Genomic DNA, 18,032 nt, shown 5'->3' on the forward strand with positions numbered 1-18,032 from the left:
TTCTACTTAAATAGTACTCAGGAGTAAACATAAAAAACAGCCGAGAAATTAACCTCGGCTGTTTTTATATTTTTATAAAGATACAGCGATTAATGCTCCTATTGAAGTGTGATCACTTGAATGCTAACTTGTGCTTCGTCCGTTGTACCAGCTGAGTCGGTAAGTACAGCCTCGATAGCTTTCAATCTGTTGATAGAAGCGGCATTCTCAAGATCAGGTTCCCATTCGATCGTGAAAGCACAGGTGTATTTCTCAGTTCCAGAGCCAGAGTACCCTAGTGCAGCATCTGTCATGCAAGGAAGATAGTCGGTACCAAGGTGTGAGCCGCCGTTGTTACGCAAAGTCAATTCACCCGTTTCAACAGGCGCGCTAAAGACTGATAGTTTGGTTAATGGATCTATACCATTCCAGATTGATAGAGCAGTAAGTTCGGCATTACGAATACCGCCGTTATTAACTTCAATTACAATTAACGAACTGGTGGCAAACCTCATACTCGCACTTGCATCAGCGGGCGTGAAGTTAACGGTTTCACTATCCATTGCCTCTACAGGCTGACCGTCTTCATCCGTACCGGCAATGGTTGCTATATTAGTATGCGGTGTACTAGGGGTACCTTGAATTCCCTTGGTGATGGTACAACTGGCGCTTTGGCCGGGGTCGAGAATAAAGCCGTTTAATGCTAATGCCGGATTTACAGGGTCAAAGCCTTCGGCGTCGGTGTCAGGGTGCTCCATGTCACCGTTGTTACCATCAATGCCGTCATTGAATCTATCCACCAAACATTCACCGGTGATATTGCCGAACTTAGTATCCATTAGGCTCATAAATTCAACGTAATCAACGCCAGCAGGATCAACACCGAACTCAAAGGTGTAATCAACATCACGGAATGCGGCTGGGTCGTCGCCCGTTTCTAAAACTTCATTAGGGTTGGCGGTTTTCACTAAATAGATATCTGAAGGAATATCATTGATAACCACGGTGGCGTCATTCGCGTGCTGTGCTTCATCGTTTTCATTGTCTACCGCCTTGGCGGTAACCACGTTGGTGTGTGAGGCAGGCATGCCTTCCGCTGAATTGTCAGAGGACTCATCTATAAACTCGGTAAAGCTACATTCATAAGCAAGGGTATTGGTAATCTCCACGCCTAGTGCGCAACTGCCATTACCATCCAGGTTTCCGAACATATCGTCATTGAGGTAGGTTAGGGTAACCGGTGAATCCCAGTCATCAGAGGTGTTGGTGATCACTACTGTGTAGGTCACATCTGCTCCAGACTCAGGTACTTGATCCGGGTTGGCTGTTTTGCTAACCGTAATACTCGGAGGAAGGTTGGTGACATTCACCTGTTCAACATCACTACAGTCTTGGCCATCTGAGTCGCTTATTGTGGCTGGACATTGATCGTCGGTGACCGGATCGTCTTTTTCATCCCAAAGCAGCACTCTAATAACATCATTATAGAACTCTGGGCTTTGGTCATCGGGCAGATTGCTATCAACGATTTCCACGGTAAATTGACAGCTATAAGATCCGCTAGGAGCAATTTTACCGCCATCGGCCGGTTGCTCACAGTTGCTGTCGGTGAGGTAGACACCATCGGCTGCACCTGCAGGACCCGTTGCACCCCAAAGGTCTAGTGTGGTTTCATAACTGCCGTTAGCGCCTTCATCGACTAGGTCTTCAAGCGACTGGATATAGATTGAGGCGTTGGCGTTAGTGTTGGTGAAGCTAACCTTAAAAGTATATTCGCCTCCCGGCTCGGTGTGCGTATTGGAGCTAAGCAACTCTTTTTCGATTGCTACGGGATCCGGTTTAATAAAGACATCGATGTCGAAGGTATCGCAGCGACACTTGGATGGGGTACCAGGCGCGGCTGGGTCTGCTTCGGAACAATCGGCACCATCTTTGTTATGCCAAGCCATACAATAGTTAAACTCAGCCTTGCCCGAATTGTCGTCGTCGCGACAAAACATGGTAATGGTTTCATCTTCATACACATGAGTTGCATCGAAACCTCTGGCCTTACTGATGTCGGCACAGACATCCTGACCTTCTTCAAGATCGACCCCTGGCCCGTCAGTATGTCGACCGAGAAGGATAGAGCACTCGTTGTTGGGATCCGAATCCTGCGCACTCCAATTGCCTTCGGGTAAATAAACGGAATAGTCATATCGCTCATTGGCGGTGGTGGTAATGATTACATCGGCTGTAAATTCGAATTCCTGGCCGAGTACACATTCAACAGTTCCGCCAGAGTCGTCAACAATTACCTCACTGACCCTAACATCATTGGCGGTACAGTTAAGATCAAACCCCGCTTGCTCGGCCATACAGGCTTGGTCAACTTTTTGCGGGAAGAAGGATGCGTGTGCGGGTGTGGTGCTAATGCCATATAGGCTGGCGCTGCTTATCAGGGCGACACCCAGGGCTCTGACAAGCTGCTTACAGTTAAATCGTTTCATAATCATGACCTCAGTCAATCGTTAATTTTGATTAAACCTCATGTAAGTCCATCACTTTTAACTGCGGAATAAGACATCATTTCGATAAAAGTGAGTACTTTCCTTTACTACAGATTTCGGCGTTTTTGCCGTGTTTAGCTACTGTCTATGGCAGTCCATATTTAAGTGGTGTCCATAGCGCAGAACCTTATCTGGTAGCGATATGAGCAAGCATTGCGCCAATGTTTTATATGTATGTTTTTAAACGATTTTGTTGTATTTTTCGCTTTTTTCTGGAGGTGGGTGTTTCACAGATGTAACACTGTGCGCAAAAAAGCAGCAGTTAAAATCTTGGAGGTGATAGATTAATTTAAATAATATCAATCAGTTAATTATATTTTGGTGCTGTTCAACAGGAGGTGAACAGTTACGAACACTTTGAGACAAAGTAGACCGATTGTTCTCGGAGATCTAAGGGGCAGTGTAAAGACGCTAAGGGACTAGTTTAAAAATAAAATTGTGGGAGTTGTGCGGAGACAGACTTCGTGCTTTTTGATGGCAAAGCAGAGATAGCGCGTCGATGGCTTAGGGCAGCCAGTTCGCGCTATCAAAAAATGAGGTTATTCACCGGCCTCCTGGGCTGGAGCTGCAGCCAGCTCATTCAGTACGGCGGCAAAGGTTTCATAACTTTGGGCGCCGACCAGCAGGGTCGGATTAATTAGGTGACCGTCTTCCACCTTACCGATTAAAAAGCTTGGCGTACCGCGAATGCCCAGTGACGAGCCATAGCTCATGTCCTGCTCTACCTTGGCCAGAACCGCTTCATCCTCAAGGCATTTGGCAAACTGGTCCATGTCTAGCTCCAACTGCTCGGCGCTGCTTTGATACAACTCATCGCCCAGTTGACGCATGTTGTTAAACAACTGTTCACGCATCGGCCAGTAGGCGCCTTGTTGTAAACTACAGTTGGCCGCTACCGCCGCGCCCTTGGCTTGTTTATGGAACCCAAGCGGGAAATCGCGAGCGACATATTTCAACTTGCCCTTGTCAATAAAGTTGGCTTTGAGCTTGGTAAATGTGGTGTCGACATAACGTTTGCAGTAGGGGCATTGGTAGTCGGAAAACTCGACGATGGCTAGGCCGGCACTCGCCTCACCAAGTTTTGCTAACGCATCGTTATTATCAAAGTTTTCTTGTGTGGTCAGGGTCTTGTGTTTTGGCTGTTGGGAGGCGGTAGCGATGTTATGAATGTCTTTAACCTGACTGCCTATGGTCGCGAGTTGTTTTTTTAACTCACTCACTTCTTGTTTTAATGCGCTTAATTCCTGCTCTACCTTACTCTGCTCGGTATTTTTTGCCTCTGCGTCACAGCCATTGAGTAAGAATAAGGCAATTAATAAGACGATATACTTGGGTATAAATGTTGACATGGGGTGGTCCTCTAGATTGCAACTTGGGTTTAGTTACAGCTTTATCTTGCACTTCTTAATTAAGCGATAAAAAGTCGTTCGCGAAATATTCAGCTCTCTAGCCGCCGCCGATATGTTGTAGTTATTCCTTCTTATCGCTGCGAGTATTAATTCGGTATCAATTTCAGTGCGATGTTTTACTAAATCGATCACCTCAGAATTGGATTGCGATGATTTTGGCAAGGCTATACCCAAGTCGGCTTCGGTGATAATGTCATTTTCACTCATGATGATGGCCCGCTGTATACGATTTTTTAGCTCGCGTACATTACCCGGCCATGAGTATTGTTCCATTGCCTGTAAGGCCCGGTCGCTAAAGCTGAATTGGTGATTTGGAGGAGTCAGCTTTGTTAAGCAATCATTGGCGAGCAAGGGGATATCGCTTATGTGGTTTCTTAAGCTGGGAATTTCCAATTGTATAATATTGATGCGGTAGTATAGGTCTTCCCTAAATAACCCTTCCTCGACCGCATTTTCTAAATTTACATGAGTCGCAAAAATAATGCGGCAATCCACCTCGGTCGATGTGTTACCGCCTAAGCGCTCAATATAGTTTTCTTCAAGAAAATGCAGCAAATTAATCTGCAGTTCCAAGGATAAATCGCCAATTTCATCGAGAAATAAAGTGCCTTTATGGGCACGCTCGATGCGGCCTATATATTGTTTATTTGCGCCGGTAAAGGCGCCCTTTTCATGACCAAAGAGCTCTGAATGAATCAAGGTTGGTGGCAGCGCCCCACAGTTTACCGTGATAAAGGGGCCATTACGTCGCGGCGACAGCGAATGAATATATTGCGCGCACAGTCCCTTACCTGTGCCGGTTTCCCCACCTATAAGCACGGTTTCATCGGTGCCGGCGACCTTGTCCAGGGTGTCCTTAAGTTGCTGCATTTCTTTCGACTCACCAAAACAAATGCTGTTGGCCTTGGTTGAGGTGGCTCCTTGTTTGGAGCGCAGTTTGAGCTGCGCCATGCCGTAGATATGTCCCAGGGTATGATCAAGCCTTGACCAGTCGACGGGGAGGTGATGATAATCTAAAAAGTAATCGGTAAAGCAATAGCTGATGTTGTCCAGCAGGCTGTCGCCGTCGCGAAACAGGGCCAGCCATAACAATGATTCTTGTCGTGCCGAAAGCTGTTTTACTGCTTTGAGTACCGCTTGTTGTTGGCTTTGTCCAACTAAGGCAATGGCGACGTAACAGCTGTGTTTTTCGAGAATCTTATAGGCACAATCAAGGCTGTTGGCATGGACAAAATGCCAGTTGGGTAGGTTCGTCCGTGAATCATTTAAGCATGTTTCATCGGTAAAATTTAATACCAATACATCACGCTCCATGTGGGTCGTTGTTGTATTGCGCTTACTCACACTAAACCCTTAGCTATGAGGCAATGTTATTGCGAGGTTGTTAGCTTAAAGTCTAGAAGAGCTGGGACTATTCGCAAGCAAGTAATGACGGGAGTTAGCGCTTGACAGTGGCCCTATATTGGACATTGGAGTTGGTACTTTCGCCTTATGCTGCATTTATACTGACGTGCACACTAGTTAAGCAATATTTGATATTAAAAAAATAACCGAAGAGCTGTAATAAGGTGTAACAAATATTGATGTAGATCATTAAAAAAGCCCCAGATGGGGCTTTTTTAGCATGCTAACTATAATCAGATTAATTAGCGAGCGTTGGTGCTCTCAAAGATTTTGTCCGCAGAAGCGGCCACAAAACCCGTGTAGATTTCACCGTTTGGCTGCAAATAGCGCAATGCAAACTCATAGAAGCAGCTTGGTACCGCAAATTCACCATCGCTGAACTGCACCTTGGCATCATCGGCAAGGGTCGAAGATTGCTCAAGGAGCACTTCCGGTGAGCCTTTGATCTCGCCACCTGAGGTGTTAAGCGCAAAGCCTGCATCCTTAAGCTTCTGGTTTACCTGCTCTATGGTGTCGAACTGAGCCAGGTGGTTAATGCTAACGGTGAAGTGGTTAGCACGGTAGCCCCAGGCCGCCATCCAGGCCGCATACTCACTCTCGGCAAGCAGTGCCTTGTAGGTTTCATGGCTCACCTGCCAATGTGTACCCGAGTACAAGAAGTTATCACCGGTCACGGCGGCTTCATCGATTTGGTCGACCATCTCATGAACGACTTTTTGTAGCTCTTCAGAGCACTGTTCAACTAATAGCTCTGAGATAAACACCTTAGGTTGAGTCGGGTCTTCATGTTCGAAGTGCTTAGCGTACAGCTTTTTAGCTTCGAAGTGATACTCACCGCACTCTTTGTAACCCACGGCTAAAAAATGGGCGGCTAGTTTCTCTAAACCTACTTTGGGCAGGTTGAAGGTACGCAGGGCAATATGATCGTTGATCACATCGTCTTGCTGCGTTGAACCTAATAGCTCATGAACTTTTACCGCTGAAGGTGTTACTTCAAGGTAGTTGTCCCACAGCTTTTCAAATAATGTATTTACATCGTTATGCATGTTTTTTCCTTAACGCATGTGCGCGTGAATTATTCTCTATTAAAGCATTAAGCCCGGCGCTAATTTTTCTGGTAAGGTGCTTTTCGGCGCTTCCACAGAAGCCACAGGATAAGCACAGTAATCTGCTGCATAGTAGGCACTCGCACGGTGGTTACCACTGGCGCCGATACCACCAAATGGAGCGGCACTTGAGGCTCCAGTGATTGGACGGTTCCAGTTAACAATACCGGCGCGAATGCGCTTTAAGAAATAATCATAATCGTCTTGTGAGTCGCCAAGCAGACCCGCAGACAGACCGAATGAGGTGTTGTTGGCCTCATTAATCGCACTGTCGAAATCGCTGTAGCGATATACTTTTAACAGTGGACCAAAGTGCTCTTCATCGGCAATGGTGATATTTGATACATCGACGATACCCGGGCTGACAAAGCCGGTGCTCTCATCAAGGTGCTTCATCTCCAGTAACGAGGTTGCGCCTTGGGCGATCAATTGCTCGTAGGCCGAGCGCATGCCCGCCGCCGCTTTTTTACTGATCATGGCGCCCATAAATGGCTGCTCGTCGGCAAAGCTGTCACCAATTTGGATGTTTTTAGTGACGGCAATCAAGCGCTCGATAATGGCATCGCCTTGCGCACCTTGCTCGATAAACAAGCGACGCGCACAGGTACAACGCTGGCCTGAAGTAATAAAGGCCGATTGCACAATATCATGCACCGTAGCGTCGATATCGCTTACGCCTTTAATGATCAGCGGGTTATTGCCGCCCATCTCCAGTGCTAAAATCTTGCCCGGATGACCGCCAAACTGCTGATGCAGTAAATGACCGGTCTGCGAGCTGCCGGTGAAAAACAGGCCGTCGATATCCTGATGTGACGCCAACGCCTTACCTGTGTCTACTTCACCTTGTACCAGGTTAATCACACCCGCAGGCAAGCCGGCCTTCAGCCACAATTCAAGCGTGTGCTGCGCTACTTTGGGCGTTAGGTCAGAAGGTTTAAACACCACGGTATTACCGGCAAGAATAGCGGGTACAATATGACCGTTGGGCAGGTGGCCCGGGAAGTTATAGGGGCCGAATACCGCAACCACGCCATGAGGCTTGTGGCGAATAAAGGCCTGAGCGCCGGGCATAGGGTTTTCAACCGTGCCGGTACGCTCATGGTAGGCCTTGATTGAGATAGCAATCTTGCCGGTCATGGCGCCCACTTCGGTGCGGGTTTCCCACAGTGGCTTACCGGTTTCTTCGGCGATCGTGACCGCCAGCGCTTCGCTGTTTTCTTTGAGCTGTTCAACAAAACGCTCCAATAGCGCGATACGCTCTTCGAGATCGGTTTGTGCCCAGGCGAATTGCGCCTTACGCGCACTCTTTACCGCCGCGTTTACCTGCTCGGCACTGGCGCCTTGGCCGTGCCAGATTTCAGTGTTTTTACTTGGGTTAATTGATGAAAACGCAGGGCCTTGGCCCGCAACCCATTCGTTATTAATTAATTGCACTTGCATAGCCATTCCTTAACGACTAGATAGCGCGAAAAAGCGCACTGAATCACCCTGGGATACCCCAAGGGTCTGTGCGGTTTGCGCATTTAAATAAAGTTGATGCTTAATATCACAGTATTGTACGGCATCGCTAAATATAGCCCTGAAATCGCCAACCTTGTCATTACATATGGCCCAGGTGGTGCCCTGAGGACGCAAATCCTCTTTGATCAGCACAGGGCATACCTTGGATTGGCGTACCGTGTTGATATTACCCAGCTTGGCTTCCACCGTGGGACCCGCGTCGAACAGATCAACGTAACCGCGGTGCTCAAAGCCTTCGCGTTGCAATAAACGCAGGGCAGGGGCGGTGTTTTCATGCACTTCACCAATCACGGCTTGTGCTTGCGGGCTCAATAGGCTGACGTAAATCGGGTATTTTGGCATCAGCTCACTGATAAAGGTTTTATCCCCTAAGCCCACCAGGTGATCCGCCTGTGGGAATTCGATGGAGAAAAAGTGCTGCTGTAACCAGTGCCAAAACGGCGAATGCCCTTGTTCATCGCTCACCCCACGCATCTCGGCGATAATGGTGTCGCTAAAGCGGTCACTGTGCTCGGCCATAAATAAAAAGCGAATGCGTGATAAAAAGCGACCGGTTAATCCACGGCGGTAATTTTCACGTAAAAACAGCGTACATATTTCCGAACAGCCGGTGTAATCGTTGCACATGGACAGGGTGTCAACGCTGTTGTAAACGCCCAGGCTGGGGCTGTGATGCACCGAGGTCGAAACGCGGTAGTGATACAAGGGCACCGACATGCCCACCGCCGCTTCAATGCCTGTGGTACCGACGATTTCGCCGTTGTCTGTGTCTTCTAACACAAACAAATAGCCTTCATCGCCAGGACCATTGACCTGCTTATTGAAGCTGGCCTCGGCACGGGCGATTTTGGCCTGCAACAGGTCATCATCGACGGGCAAAGAAGTAAAGCCGTGCCCTGACTCGGTGGCTATTTGTTTTAAAGCGGCGAAATCATCGCCGCGTATAGGTCGTAAAACTAGCATAAGATAATTTGTCGCTAGCGGCTGTTACTTAGCAGCAACAACCTGAGCAACCGCCTTTTCAAAGCGAGCCAAACCTTCTTTGATATCCGCTTCTGGGATCACAAGAGAAGGAGTAAAGCGTACTACATCCATGCCCGCAACTAGGCTCATTAGGCCGTTGTCCATTGAGGCATTAAGGAAATCACGGGCACGGCCCTTGTAGTCTTCGTTCAATACCGCACCCAGTAGTAGGCCCTGACCGCGAACTTCGCTGAACACCTTGTATTTGTCGTTGATGGCAGCCAGGCCGTCGCGGAACATCTGCTCACGTACCTTTACACCCTCAAGAACCTCAGGAGTATTAACCGTATCGAAGGCGGCTTCGGCAACGGCACAGGCCAGCGGGTTACCGCCGTAGGTTGAGCCGTGAGTACCTGGCTTTAGGTGCTCGGCGATCTCGGTAGTGGTTAGCATGGCACCGATAGGGAAGCCACCGCCTAGGGCCTTGGCCGTGCTCAGGATATCTGGTGTTACACCCAGACCTTGGTAAGCGTATAGGTGACCTAAGCGGCCAACGCCGGTTTGCACTTCATCAAAGATAAGCAGGGCATTGTGCTTATCACATAACTCGCGCACGCCTTTTACGAAATCCGCTTCTGGGGCGATGATGCCGCCTTCACCCTGCAGTGGCTCCATCATCACGGCGCAGGTGTTGTCGTCGATTAGCGACTTGAATGTTTCCAGGTCATTGTAATCACAGTGTACGATATCGCCCGGCTTAGGACCGAAACCATCAGAGTAAGCGGCTTGACCACCCACGGTCACGGTGAAGAAGGTACGACCGTGGAAGCCCTTGTTAAAGGCTATGATCTTAGATTTTTGTGCACCGAACTTATCCAGTGCCCAGCGACGTGCCAGCTTTAGCGCCGCTTCGTTGGCTTCGGCACCCGAGTTGGCGTAGTACACCTTATCGGCAAAGGTGGCATCGGTTAGCTTTTTAGCTAGACGCAGCGCCGGCTCGTTGGTCATCACATTAGCAAGGTGCCAGATTTTCTCGCCTTGCTCTTTCAAAGCGCCAACCAGAGCCGGGTGACAATGGCCTAAACAGTTAACGGCGATACCACCTGCAAAGTCGATAAACTCGTTACCTTGCTGATCCCATACGCGAGAGCCTTCGCCCTTAACCGGGATAACCTCTGACGGGTTGTAGTTAGGTACCATTACTTCATTAAATAGTTCGCGGTTTACTTGCATGACACACCTTCAAAATGAGAGAGCGGCTCGAATTTAGGGGCCGCTTATAAGAGTCGATTGTTATAGTCATTATATTGACCGCTTAAGCATTAAATTTGCAGTGTCATATTGATTAATTTGCGTATAATCTCTATCAAAATGACGAAAATGGTGACCATAATGATAAATTCACAAGACGAAAAGCTCCTGGCCATGCTCAGAACCAATGCCCGTGCCAGCATCTCGGATCTCGCCCGCGCGTTAGACTTGTCGCGTTCTACGGTGCAAAGCCGTATGCAGAAGCTTGAGGAAAGCGGGGTGATTAAAGGGTACAGCGTCGAATATGGTGATGCGTATTTATCCGCCATGGTGTCCGCCCATGTGTCTATTAAGGTGAAGCAAAAACTCACCACCAAAACGAATGTCGAACTTAAGCATATTGATGCCATTACCGAACTCTATGCCATCAGTGGTGAATACGATCTAATCGCTGTGGTGCAGGCGCAAAGTTTGGAAAAGCTCAGCCATCTGCTTGATGATATAGGTAACCTAGATGGGGTAGAGCGCACCACCTCATCGGTGATTTTGGAGACCAAGTTTAAGCGCTAACAACGAAAGTGAATGATTTTTGTCCGTTTGGCGCCGTATTTGGTCGTAATTCGTACCAAAGTAGTAAAATTTGTAAATAGGTGTAAATACCATATTGAGTCTTTGTGTACCTGTATTGTAGATTTCTGAACTTCATTTTCCAATGAAGGTACATAAATGAATAATAATATTAAAATCAGCGCACTAGCTAGCGCCATTTTGCTAGCTGTTAGCGGCTGTGGAAGTGACAGTAACAAGGACAAAAAAGCAGTAGATACGGCGCCTAAAGCGGGCCAGGTTAGCATCGAAGGTGCTAAGCAATGGCAGCCGATGGATGCGGTACTTATCGCTCACGATCAGGATGGTGATGCGATATCTTTAACTTTTTATGAAGACGGTGAAGCGGTCAGCGGCGACAACGGCGTTTATAATTTCTCTCATGGTATTTTAGAGCTGGGCGATGATAAAGCCATGGCTTACACCTCTTTAAGCGGTGCCGACGCGGTGATTAACTATGATGTGACCGCCAATGGCAAAACCTCCTCCGGCAGCATCACCATAAGCGGTGTTCAGGGCGATCCCCTGGCAAGCGAGCAGTGGCACCTGCACAACCGAGCGCAAAAGGCCTTTTCACAAAGCGACGCCTTTAAAGAGCAATTAGCTTGGCTGAACGGCTATCAAGACGAAGAACAAAAAACGGATTACTTCGCCCGCCTGGACGGTTACTTTGAAACCACTCGCACCGCCGGTGAAGACATGAATGTGCTTGAAGCCTATAAACTAGGTGTCACCGGTAAGGGCACCATTGCCGTTGTGGTCGACCAGGGTGTTGAAATTGGTCACGAAGACCTGCGCGATAACGTGCTGGCGTTTCGTTCTTTAAACCTGCGCGAAGGCGCATTGGATCCAACCAACCCAACCATTACTCACAGTAAAACAGCCAGTCATGGTACGGCGGTGGCCGGCCTGATTGCCGCCAAAGCGCATAATGGTATCGGTGGCCGTGGTGTGGCACCGGACGCGGGCCTTATCTCCATCAACTATCTGGACGTTCAAGATCAAGGTGCGGCTCACATCAGTAGCTTGATCAGCGGTTTGCCGGCCAGCGGTATTCAGGCTCATGAGAACGTGGTGTTTAACCGCAGTTACGGCTATAACCCGCCGGCCTTCTTGCCGGAAGACCCGATTGACGAGGCCAACATGGCCTATGCCACTCAGGTACTGCGTGATGGTAAAGGAGCATTGAGCATCAATGCCGCCGGTAACGACTTTGAAGAAGGCCGTCACAACGGTAATTACTGCGCCGCTTCGGGTGTTAACGATCTTGGCTTAAGCTGTATCGACCTCAACGTGGCTCAGGCTAACCGTAGCCTGCACAATGTCTCGGTTGCGGCGTTGCAGGCCAATGGTCAACGTTCTAGCTATTCCATTGCCGGTAGTGCCATGTTTATTTCCGCCCCAGGTGGTGAAGGTGGTAACTGGGAGCCGGCCATGGTGACCACGGATGAGATGACCTGTTTAGAAGGTGGCTCAAGCCTGGCGAGCATGGACATGTATGAGCGTTATTGGGGTGTACCTGCGTCTTTCCTTAGCGGCTACTTCAACTTCGACTTCCCGGGTCACCCTATGAACCCGAACTGTCATTACACAACTCAATGAACGGTACCTCATCGGCGGCGCCTAACACCTCGGGTGTGGTTGCTCTGATCATGGACGCAAACCCAGATCTTACCGCCCGTGATATCGAGCATATCCTGGCTACCACGGCGACCAAAAACGACCCAGAGAATGAAAAGGTCGTGCTAAGCACGGCTAATGGCGACTTTGTTGCCCACGATGGATGGGTGGAAAATGCCGCCGGTTATCACTTCAATAACTTCTATGGCTTTGGTCGTGTTGATGCCGGTGCGGCGGTGAAAATGGCCTTAAACTATGACGTTAATTTAGGCGAGCGTGAGCAAACGCCTTGGATCGGTGCCGGCGTACAGGCAGAGCAGGATTCTTTGAATCTGACCATTGCGGATAACAATGCCGAGGGGGCCACCCACAGCATCGACGTAGCCGATGACATGACCATCGAAGCCATGCAATTTAGCTTTACCATAGCGAATGCGGAAATGCGCTCGGATTACTCCCACCCGGACATTCCTGGCTTTATCCAAAGCTCGGCCGGCAGCGATATGGCCATCGAGGTGACCTCACCCAGTGGTACACGCAGCGTAGTGCTTGCTTCGCACCATGCCCAGCTCTACCCGGCATTGCAGTCTGATTACACCTTCGCGCAAGGCTATGTTCATTTGCCTTCGGTACACTTCCGTTCAAATGCTTTTTATGGTGAAAATGCCAAGGGCACCTGGACATTAAAAGTCGTGGATACCGCGGCACCACAACAAGTTGCCTTTAGTGCGGGAGGCGCATTAAGCGTGGTCTTCCCGAACACCGCCGAGTCTGTCCTAGAGGGCTGGGGCTTGCGTGTAACTGGTCATAAATAAGGAGCACTATGATGATGAAACTAACTACTCTAGCTATGGCGTTAGGCGTCATGACCCTGGCTCCTGCCCAGGCCGCGGGCCCGCAGGCTGATTTTAAGAAGCCTGTAAAGCAAACGCCAACCATCACGGCCGATGTACCCAGCATTCGTGCTGCGGATTTGGGCACCAAAACCAGCATCGGTCTGTTCGAAAAAGTCGACAATATGCGCAGCGTGCCTGTGTATCTGGCCGATCCGGCTAATACCATCAGTGTGCAGGGCGATACCGCTTTTGTGCAGGCACCAAGAACGACCATCGAGCAATCTCAGCCGGGCCTGTGGGCCGGTGATGTGGTACGTCATGCCTTACAAGGTGACTATGCCAGTGTATCGGGTAATCTGATCATTATCGCTGGTGAGCACCTAGAGACGGTTTTGGCTCAGCACCAACTGAAGTTACTTAAAGAGTTTGCTAACGGCACCGCCTTGGTGGCGCCGTTGCAGGCGGTTGAGTTAACCGAGCTAAATAAGGCGCTTAAGTCTTCGCCTTTGGTGAAGGCCAGTAAGTTGGAGATCTTAGGCAAGCGCGTAGAAGCTTTCTAATCCTTTTTTGTGAGTCAAGCCCCGTTAATCGGGGCTTTTTTTATGGCTGATAATAAGCTCGCCATCCATATGCACATCCCGTTGTGGGAAGGCAATCACCACGTCCTGGGCGGCAAATTTTGCACAGATAGCAAAGCGAATATCACTCTTTACCTTGCGTACGCTGGCTTCGGCCTCGGCGTTAACCCAAAATACCGCATCAAATACCAGGGCATTATCACCAAAGTCCGCAAAGATAACCGTGGGCACTGGGGTTTTCAGTACCGCCTGGTTTTCGTTTAACACCTCATTGATCAATTTGGCGACCAGGTTAACATCGCTGCCATAGGCGACACCAACGCGCACATTGGTTCTGGCCATGGTGTCGATCAGTGTCCAGTTAGTAACCGTATTTTCAAGCAGTTGACTGTTGGGCACCAGCATATGTACACCGTCGCTGCGGCGAATACGGGTGGAGCGGGTATTGATGGTTTCCACCACGCCTTTGGCATCACCGACCTCTAAAAAGTCACCGATGCGTATGGGGCGCTCCCAAATTAGGATCCAGCCGCTGATAAAGTTATTAATAATATTCTGCGCGCCAAAGCCTACGCCTATGGCCACCGCACCCGAGACAAAGGCAAAGGCGGTGAGAGGAATATTGAGTACTTCTAAGGTGGTGAAGACGATGATAACAACGCACAGCACCAGGTAGATGCGCTTAAACAGCAGTGCGGCGTCCGGGCCTATGCGTTTGCTGATTATTTTGTTGTGGATCAGCTTGCCAACATAGCGCACCAAAACCCACACCACTAATATAATCAATGGAATTTGGATCAGCTTGGCAACGGTGAATTCCGAGCCGCCGTAACTGAACACCACGGTCTGTAGCGCTTGCGTGAGTTTTTCTAGAAAAGGGCTATTTAACAAAGTCGTATCCTTTTTATTTTCTTATTATAGGTCAACAAGAACCGAATCGATTTATTCTTTCTTATCCATTACTTCCAGTTGCTGCTCATCCAGTTTAAAGACATAGATATTGCGGCCTATGCCCTTAAACTCTTCGTCGGCGATAACCACCGTGTTGTTGTCATAAAAGGTCACCGCTTCTTTTTGTGTGACTATGCCGAGGTTGACTTTTTGCACCTCGCCGGAGAAAAAGTTATCCCCCTGCCAGTTTTTAAACAACCAGAGATCGGTGGAGTCGAGCAGGGCCAGGGTGCTGCGGTCCGGGCTCATGGCCGCCGAGGTGACCCAGCAAAGTTTCTCCGCCGTGGTACAGGTTTTAAAGGAGCCGATAAACTCTGCCTCGTAGTTGTCGGCATGGTTGCCGATGCGGTAGAGATTGGTTTTACCATCGAAAGGCTGGGTACGGTTTTTGGTAAATAAGTACAGCTTATGCTTGTATTCGACAAAGGCCTCTAAATCGAAGTTTTTCCGCTCCGGCGTCAGCGGCTCCTCCCACAATTCTTTATAGGTGAACTTAATGATCTCGGCAAAGGCCTTGCCGGATTTAATATCGATGGGGTTTTCTATCTTATAAATGGTCAGCCAGCGGCGTTCGTGTTTATTGTTGCCAAAATCACCTAAAAAGAAATGGCCAAACTCGTTTTGGGTCATGTCTTCCCAGTCGATATTTTTAGCATTGGTGACTTCGATGCGCTGCTGTATTTTGCCCTGTTCGTCGACCTGATATAGATAGGGGCCGTCGCCACCGTCATTAATGGCCCATAAACGCCCACGTTTATCGAACTCAATACCGGAGACTTCTTTTAATTGCGGATCCAGGGTGACAAATTTGTGCTGATAAAGATGATAGATCAGGTAAGAGGCGATGGCCCCCAGTACTAAAATGGAGACAGCGCTGATAAAAACGAACGACTTTTTAAGCATAACAACACCAGAAGAATCAACGCCCTATAGTATAACAACAGGGGAATGGATATGCTTGTGCAGAAATGTAAAAAACGCGGCCAGATGACCGCGTTTTGTAAATCTGGCTTGGCTGGTTAGTCAAGCCGAAAGGCTAGATAACGCTTACTCGGCGTTGCCGTCTACCAGACCACGGCGCTTAAGAAGTGCCTCTGTAGTTGGTTGTTGACCACGGAACTCGATGTAGCTTTGCATCAGGTCGCGGCTATTACCACGAGATAGCACTTCTTTACGGTAGTGGTCACCGTTTTTACGGCTTAGACCACCTTCGTTTTGCATATGGGCGAACGAGTCGGCCGCAAATACTTCTGTCCATAGGTAGGCGTAGTAACCCGCGCTGTAGCCACCGGCAAAGATATGGCTGAAGTAACAGCTTTTATAACGTGCTGGTGCCGGGTAGTAGTCAATACCGTGACGAGCCAGGGCATTTTTCTCAAAGGCGGCCACATCATCAATTTGCGTACCTGGGGCGATCGAGTGCCATTCCATATCTAGTAGCGCTGCTGCAAGATATTCTGTGGTATCGAAACCTTGGTTAAAGGTGTGTGAATCCAATAGCTTATCTAACAGCTCCTGAGGAATTGGCTCACCGGTTTGATAGTGTTTGGCGTAGTTGGCCAACACGCTCGGCTCGATATTCCAGTCTTCGTTCGCCTGTGATGGGAACTCAACGAAGTCACGCGCGGTAGCTGTACCGGCCAGTGACGGGTATTTCACGTCGGAGAACAGGCCGTGAATGGCATGGCCGAATTCATGGAACATGGTGGTCACTTCCGAGAAGGTCATCAGCGTAGGCTGGCCTTCTGCCGGTTTAGGAATATTCTGCGCATTGTAAATAACCGGCTTGGTGCCTTGCAGGTGGTTTTGACCTACGTAAGCACTCATCCAGGCACCGCCACGCTTACCTTCACGGGCGTATGGGTCGAGGTAGAATAGGCCGATAGAGCTGCCATCTTCGTTAAATACTTCCCACACGAACACGTCTTCATGATAGGTCGGCAGATCGTTGCGCTCTTTCATGGTGATGCCGTATAGCTTGTTCATCGCGAAGAACAGACCATCGTTGATCACTGTGTTCATTTCAAAATAAGGCTTAACTAGGCTGGCGTCGATGTTGTAAAGCTCTGCACGTACCTTGGCACCATAGTAAGCCCAGTCCCACGGTTGGAGTTCGAAATCTTTACCGTCTTTTTTAATCGCTGCTTGAATAAGCTCGGCTTCTTGCTTGGCTTTAGCCACGGCTTTTGGTGCCAGGTCATCAAGCATGGTGAACACGGCTTCAGGTGTTTTCGCCATGCGGTCGTCAAGCTGGTAGTGAGCCCAGGATTCAAAGCCTAATAGTTGAGCTTTTTCGGCGCGCAGTTGCGCTTCTTTAATGGCGATAGGACCATTGGTTTTTTGCGCGCGCTCAGATGAAGTACGCCATACTTTTTCACGTAGTTCACGGTTTTCAAGGCTGGTAAGGATAGGCTGACGCGTGGTGTTCACTAAGGTGATCATGTAGCCTTCTTTACCCGCTTTTTCCGCAGCCGCCTTAAGGCTGGCAATATCATCGTCGCTCAGACCCGCAAGTTCAGCCTTGTCGCTCACCAAAATGGTATCTTCTTTGAATGACTTCATGACGTTTTGTGAGAACTGTGTGCTTAGTTTAGAAAGCTCACCGTTGATTTCACGCATGCGCTGCTTTTGTTCTTCGTTAAGCTTGGCACCGGCGCGCACAAATTGCTTGTAGTAGTAATCAACCAGGCGCTGATCTTCTTTAGAAAGTGCATCTTTCGCATCGTATACGGCGGCAACGCGCTCGAATAGTGCCTTATTAAGGAAGATGTTGTCGCGGTGCTCGGCAAAGATAGGCGCCATCTTGGTGTTGATACGCTGATATTCGTCATCAGAGATCAAACCCGATAGGTTAGAGAATGCGGCACGGGTGCGCTTTAAAATAGTACCCGACAGCTCCATCGCGACTAGCGTGTTCTCAAATGTTGGTGCATCTGGGTTGTTGGCAATAGCATCGATTTCAATGCGTTGCTCTTTAATACCAGCATCGAAAGCCGGCTCGTATAACTCGGTGCCGATTTTATCAAATTCTGGCGCCATGTAGGGCAAAGGGCTTTTGCTTAGAAACAGATTTTCCTGGGCTACTTGTTGTGTCGCCGGTGCCTTAGCCGCGGCTTGAGTTTGGTTGTTGCTTGGTTGCTCACTACAGGCGGCCAATAAAGTTGTGGCGCTAAGGGCGGCAGCAATAACGGATAAACGCATCGTTTACTCCAAATGTTGTTAAGGTTGTGTGGTTGTTATGGTGCGCTGGTATAGCAAT

Annotated in this window: 14 protein-coding genes; 4 read left to right on the forward strand and 10 right to left on the reverse strand. The window is 49.0% G+C overall.

The window, feature by feature from the left end; translation table 11 throughout:
• Window positions 1–98: 98 nt before the first annotated feature.
• The 7 genes from C2M36_RS09035 to C2M36_RS09065 all read right to left on the reverse strand — a co-directional run bounded on the left by C2M36_RS09035 (window position 99) and on the right by C2M36_RS09065 (window position 10,164).
• On the reverse strand, window positions 99–2,468 hold the full coding sequence (locus C2M36_RS09035; RefSeq protein ID WP_158678907.1) for a hypothetical protein: 2,370 nt from the start codon (window positions 2,466–2,468) through the stop codon (window positions 99–101).
• Between the two features lie 599 nt (window positions 2,469–3,067).
• On the reverse strand, window positions 3,068–3,877 hold the full coding sequence (locus C2M36_RS09040; protein WP_105254621.1) for a DsbA family protein: 810 nt from the start codon (window positions 3,875–3,877) through the stop codon (window positions 3,068–3,070).
• A gap of 33 nt (window positions 3,878–3,910) precedes the next feature.
• Entirely contained in the window at window positions 3,911–5,281 is a 1,371-nt protein-coding gene (locus tag C2M36_RS09045) for a sigma-54 dependent transcriptional regulator (protein WP_234399131.1), read from the reverse strand.
• Window positions 5,282–5,583: 302 nt separating this feature from the next.
• Complete coding sequence (locus C2M36_RS09050; protein ID WP_105254623.1) at window positions 5,584–6,387, reverse strand: DUF1338 domain-containing protein; 804 nt, start codon at window positions 6,385–6,387, stop codon at window positions 5,584–5,586.
• A 39-nt stretch (window positions 6,388–6,426) separates the two neighbouring features.
• A complete protein-coding gene (gene astD / locus C2M36_RS09055) occupies window positions 6,427–7,887 on the reverse strand; it encodes a succinylglutamate-semialdehyde dehydrogenase (RefSeq protein WP_105254624.1) in 1,461 nt (486 codons plus the stop codon).
• A gap of 9 nt (window positions 7,888–7,896) precedes the next feature.
• Window positions 7,897–8,931, reverse strand: coding sequence for an arginine N-succinyltransferase (astA, locus tag C2M36_RS09060; protein WP_105254625.1), 1,035 nt, complete (start codon window positions 8,929–8,931; stop codon window positions 7,897–7,899).
• A 24-nt stretch (window positions 8,932–8,955) separates the two neighbouring features.
• Entirely contained in the window at window positions 8,956–10,164 is a 1,209-nt protein-coding gene (locus C2M36_RS09065) for an aspartate aminotransferase family protein (protein WP_105254626.1), read from the reverse strand.
• A 159-nt stretch (window positions 10,165–10,323) separates the two neighbouring features.
• Between C2M36_RS09065 and C2M36_RS09070 the strand changes: the two genes are divergently transcribed.
• The 4 genes from C2M36_RS09070 to C2M36_RS09080 all read left to right on the forward strand — a co-directional run bounded on the left by C2M36_RS09070 (window position 10,324) and on the right by C2M36_RS09080 (window position 13,804).
• Window positions 10,324–10,752, forward strand: coding sequence for an Lrp/AsnC family transcriptional regulator (locus tag C2M36_RS09070; RefSeq protein WP_105254627.1), 429 nt, complete (start codon window positions 10,324–10,326; stop codon window positions 10,750–10,752).
• Window positions 10,753–10,908: 156 nt separating this feature from the next.
• Window positions 10,909–12,390: a S8 family serine peptidase gene (locus C2M36_RS17065; RefSeq protein ID WP_267894657.1), complete on the forward strand. Its 1,482-nt coding sequence runs from the start codon at window positions 10,909–10,911 to the stop codon at window positions 12,388–12,390.
• Entirely contained in the window at window positions 12,387–13,223 is an 837-nt protein-coding gene (locus C2M36_RS17070) for a proprotein convertase P-domain-containing protein (protein ID WP_267894658.1), read from the forward strand. Before C2M36_RS17065 ends, C2M36_RS17070 begins: the two co-directional genes overlap by 4 nt.
• A gap of 11 nt (window positions 13,224–13,234) precedes the next feature.
• The gene (locus C2M36_RS09080) at window positions 13,235–13,804 is read left to right on the forward strand and encodes a hypothetical protein (protein WP_234399132.1); all 570 of its coding nucleotides are present in this window, start codon (window positions 13,235–13,237) and stop codon (window positions 13,802–13,804) included.
• Between the two features lie 24 nt (window positions 13,805–13,828).
• Here C2M36_RS09080 and C2M36_RS09085 read toward each other — a convergent pair whose 3' ends face one another.
• The 3 genes from C2M36_RS09085 to C2M36_RS09095 all read right to left on the reverse strand — a co-directional run bounded on the left by C2M36_RS09085 (window position 13,829) and on the right by C2M36_RS09095 (window position 17,974).
• A complete protein-coding gene (locus C2M36_RS09085) occupies window positions 13,829–14,713 on the reverse strand; it encodes a mechanosensitive ion channel family protein (protein WP_105254629.1) in 885 nt (294 codons plus the stop codon).
• A 51-nt stretch (window positions 14,714–14,764) separates the two neighbouring features.
• Complete coding sequence (locus C2M36_RS09090) at window positions 14,765–15,676, reverse strand: hypothetical protein (protein ID WP_105254630.1); 912 nt, start codon at window positions 15,674–15,676, stop codon at window positions 14,765–14,767.
• Window positions 15,677–15,820: 144 nt separating this feature from the next.
• Window positions 15,821–17,974 (reverse strand): M3 family metallopeptidase, encoded by a 2,154-nt coding sequence (locus tag C2M36_RS09095; protein ID WP_105189010.1) that lies wholly within the window; start codon window positions 17,972–17,974, stop codon window positions 15,821–15,823.
• Between the last annotated feature and the right edge of the window lie 58 nt (window positions 17,975–18,032).

Source organism: Pseudoalteromonas sp. T1lg75, from assembly GCF_002964705.1.
Classification (GTDB): domain Bacteria; phylum Pseudomonadota; class Gammaproteobacteria; order Enterobacterales; family Alteromonadaceae; genus Pseudoalteromonas.

Coding starts and splice junctions, on each gene's coding strand:
- C2M36_RS09035 (WP_158678907.1), bottom strand. CDS start 2,468: ATGAAACGATTTAACTGTAAGCAGCTTGTCAGAGCCCTGGGTGTCGCC.
- C2M36_RS09040 (WP_105254621.1), bottom strand. CDS start 3,877: ATGTCAACATTTATACCCAAGTATATCGTCTTATTAATTGCCTTATTC.
- C2M36_RS09050 (WP_105254623.1), bottom strand. CDS start 6,387: ATGCATAACGATGTAAATACATTATTTGAAAAGCTGTGGGACAACTAC.
- astD (WP_105254624.1), bottom strand. CDS start 7,887: ATGCAAGTGCAATTAATTAATAACGAATGGGTTGCGGGCCAAGGCCCT.
- astA (WP_105254625.1), bottom strand. CDS start 8,931: ATGCTAGTTTTACGACCTATACGCGGCGATGATTTCGCCGCTTTAAAA.
- C2M36_RS09065 (WP_105254626.1), bottom strand. CDS start 10,164: ATGCAAGTAAACCGCGAACTATTTAATGAAGTAATGGTACCTAACTAC.
- C2M36_RS09070 (WP_105254627.1), top strand. CDS start 10,324: ATGATAAATTCACAAGACGAAAAGCTCCTGGCCATGCTCAGAACCAAT.
- C2M36_RS17065 (WP_267894657.1), top strand. CDS start 10,909: ATGAATAATAATATTAAAATCAGCGCACTAGCTAGCGCCATTTTGCTA.
- C2M36_RS17070 (WP_267894658.1), top strand. CDS start 12,387: ATGAACGGTACCTCATCGGCGGCGCCTAACACCTCGGGTGTGGTTGCT.
- C2M36_RS09080 (WP_234399132.1), top strand. CDS start 13,235: ATGATGAAACTAACTACTCTAGCTATGGCGTTAGGCGTCATGACCCTG.
- C2M36_RS09090 (WP_105254630.1), bottom strand. CDS start 15,676: ATGCTTAAAAAGTCGTTCGTTTTTATCAGCGCTGTCTCCATTTTAGTA.
- C2M36_RS09095 (WP_105189010.1), bottom strand. CDS start 17,974: ATGCGTTTATCCGTTATTGCTGCCGCCCTTAGCGCCACAACTTTATTG.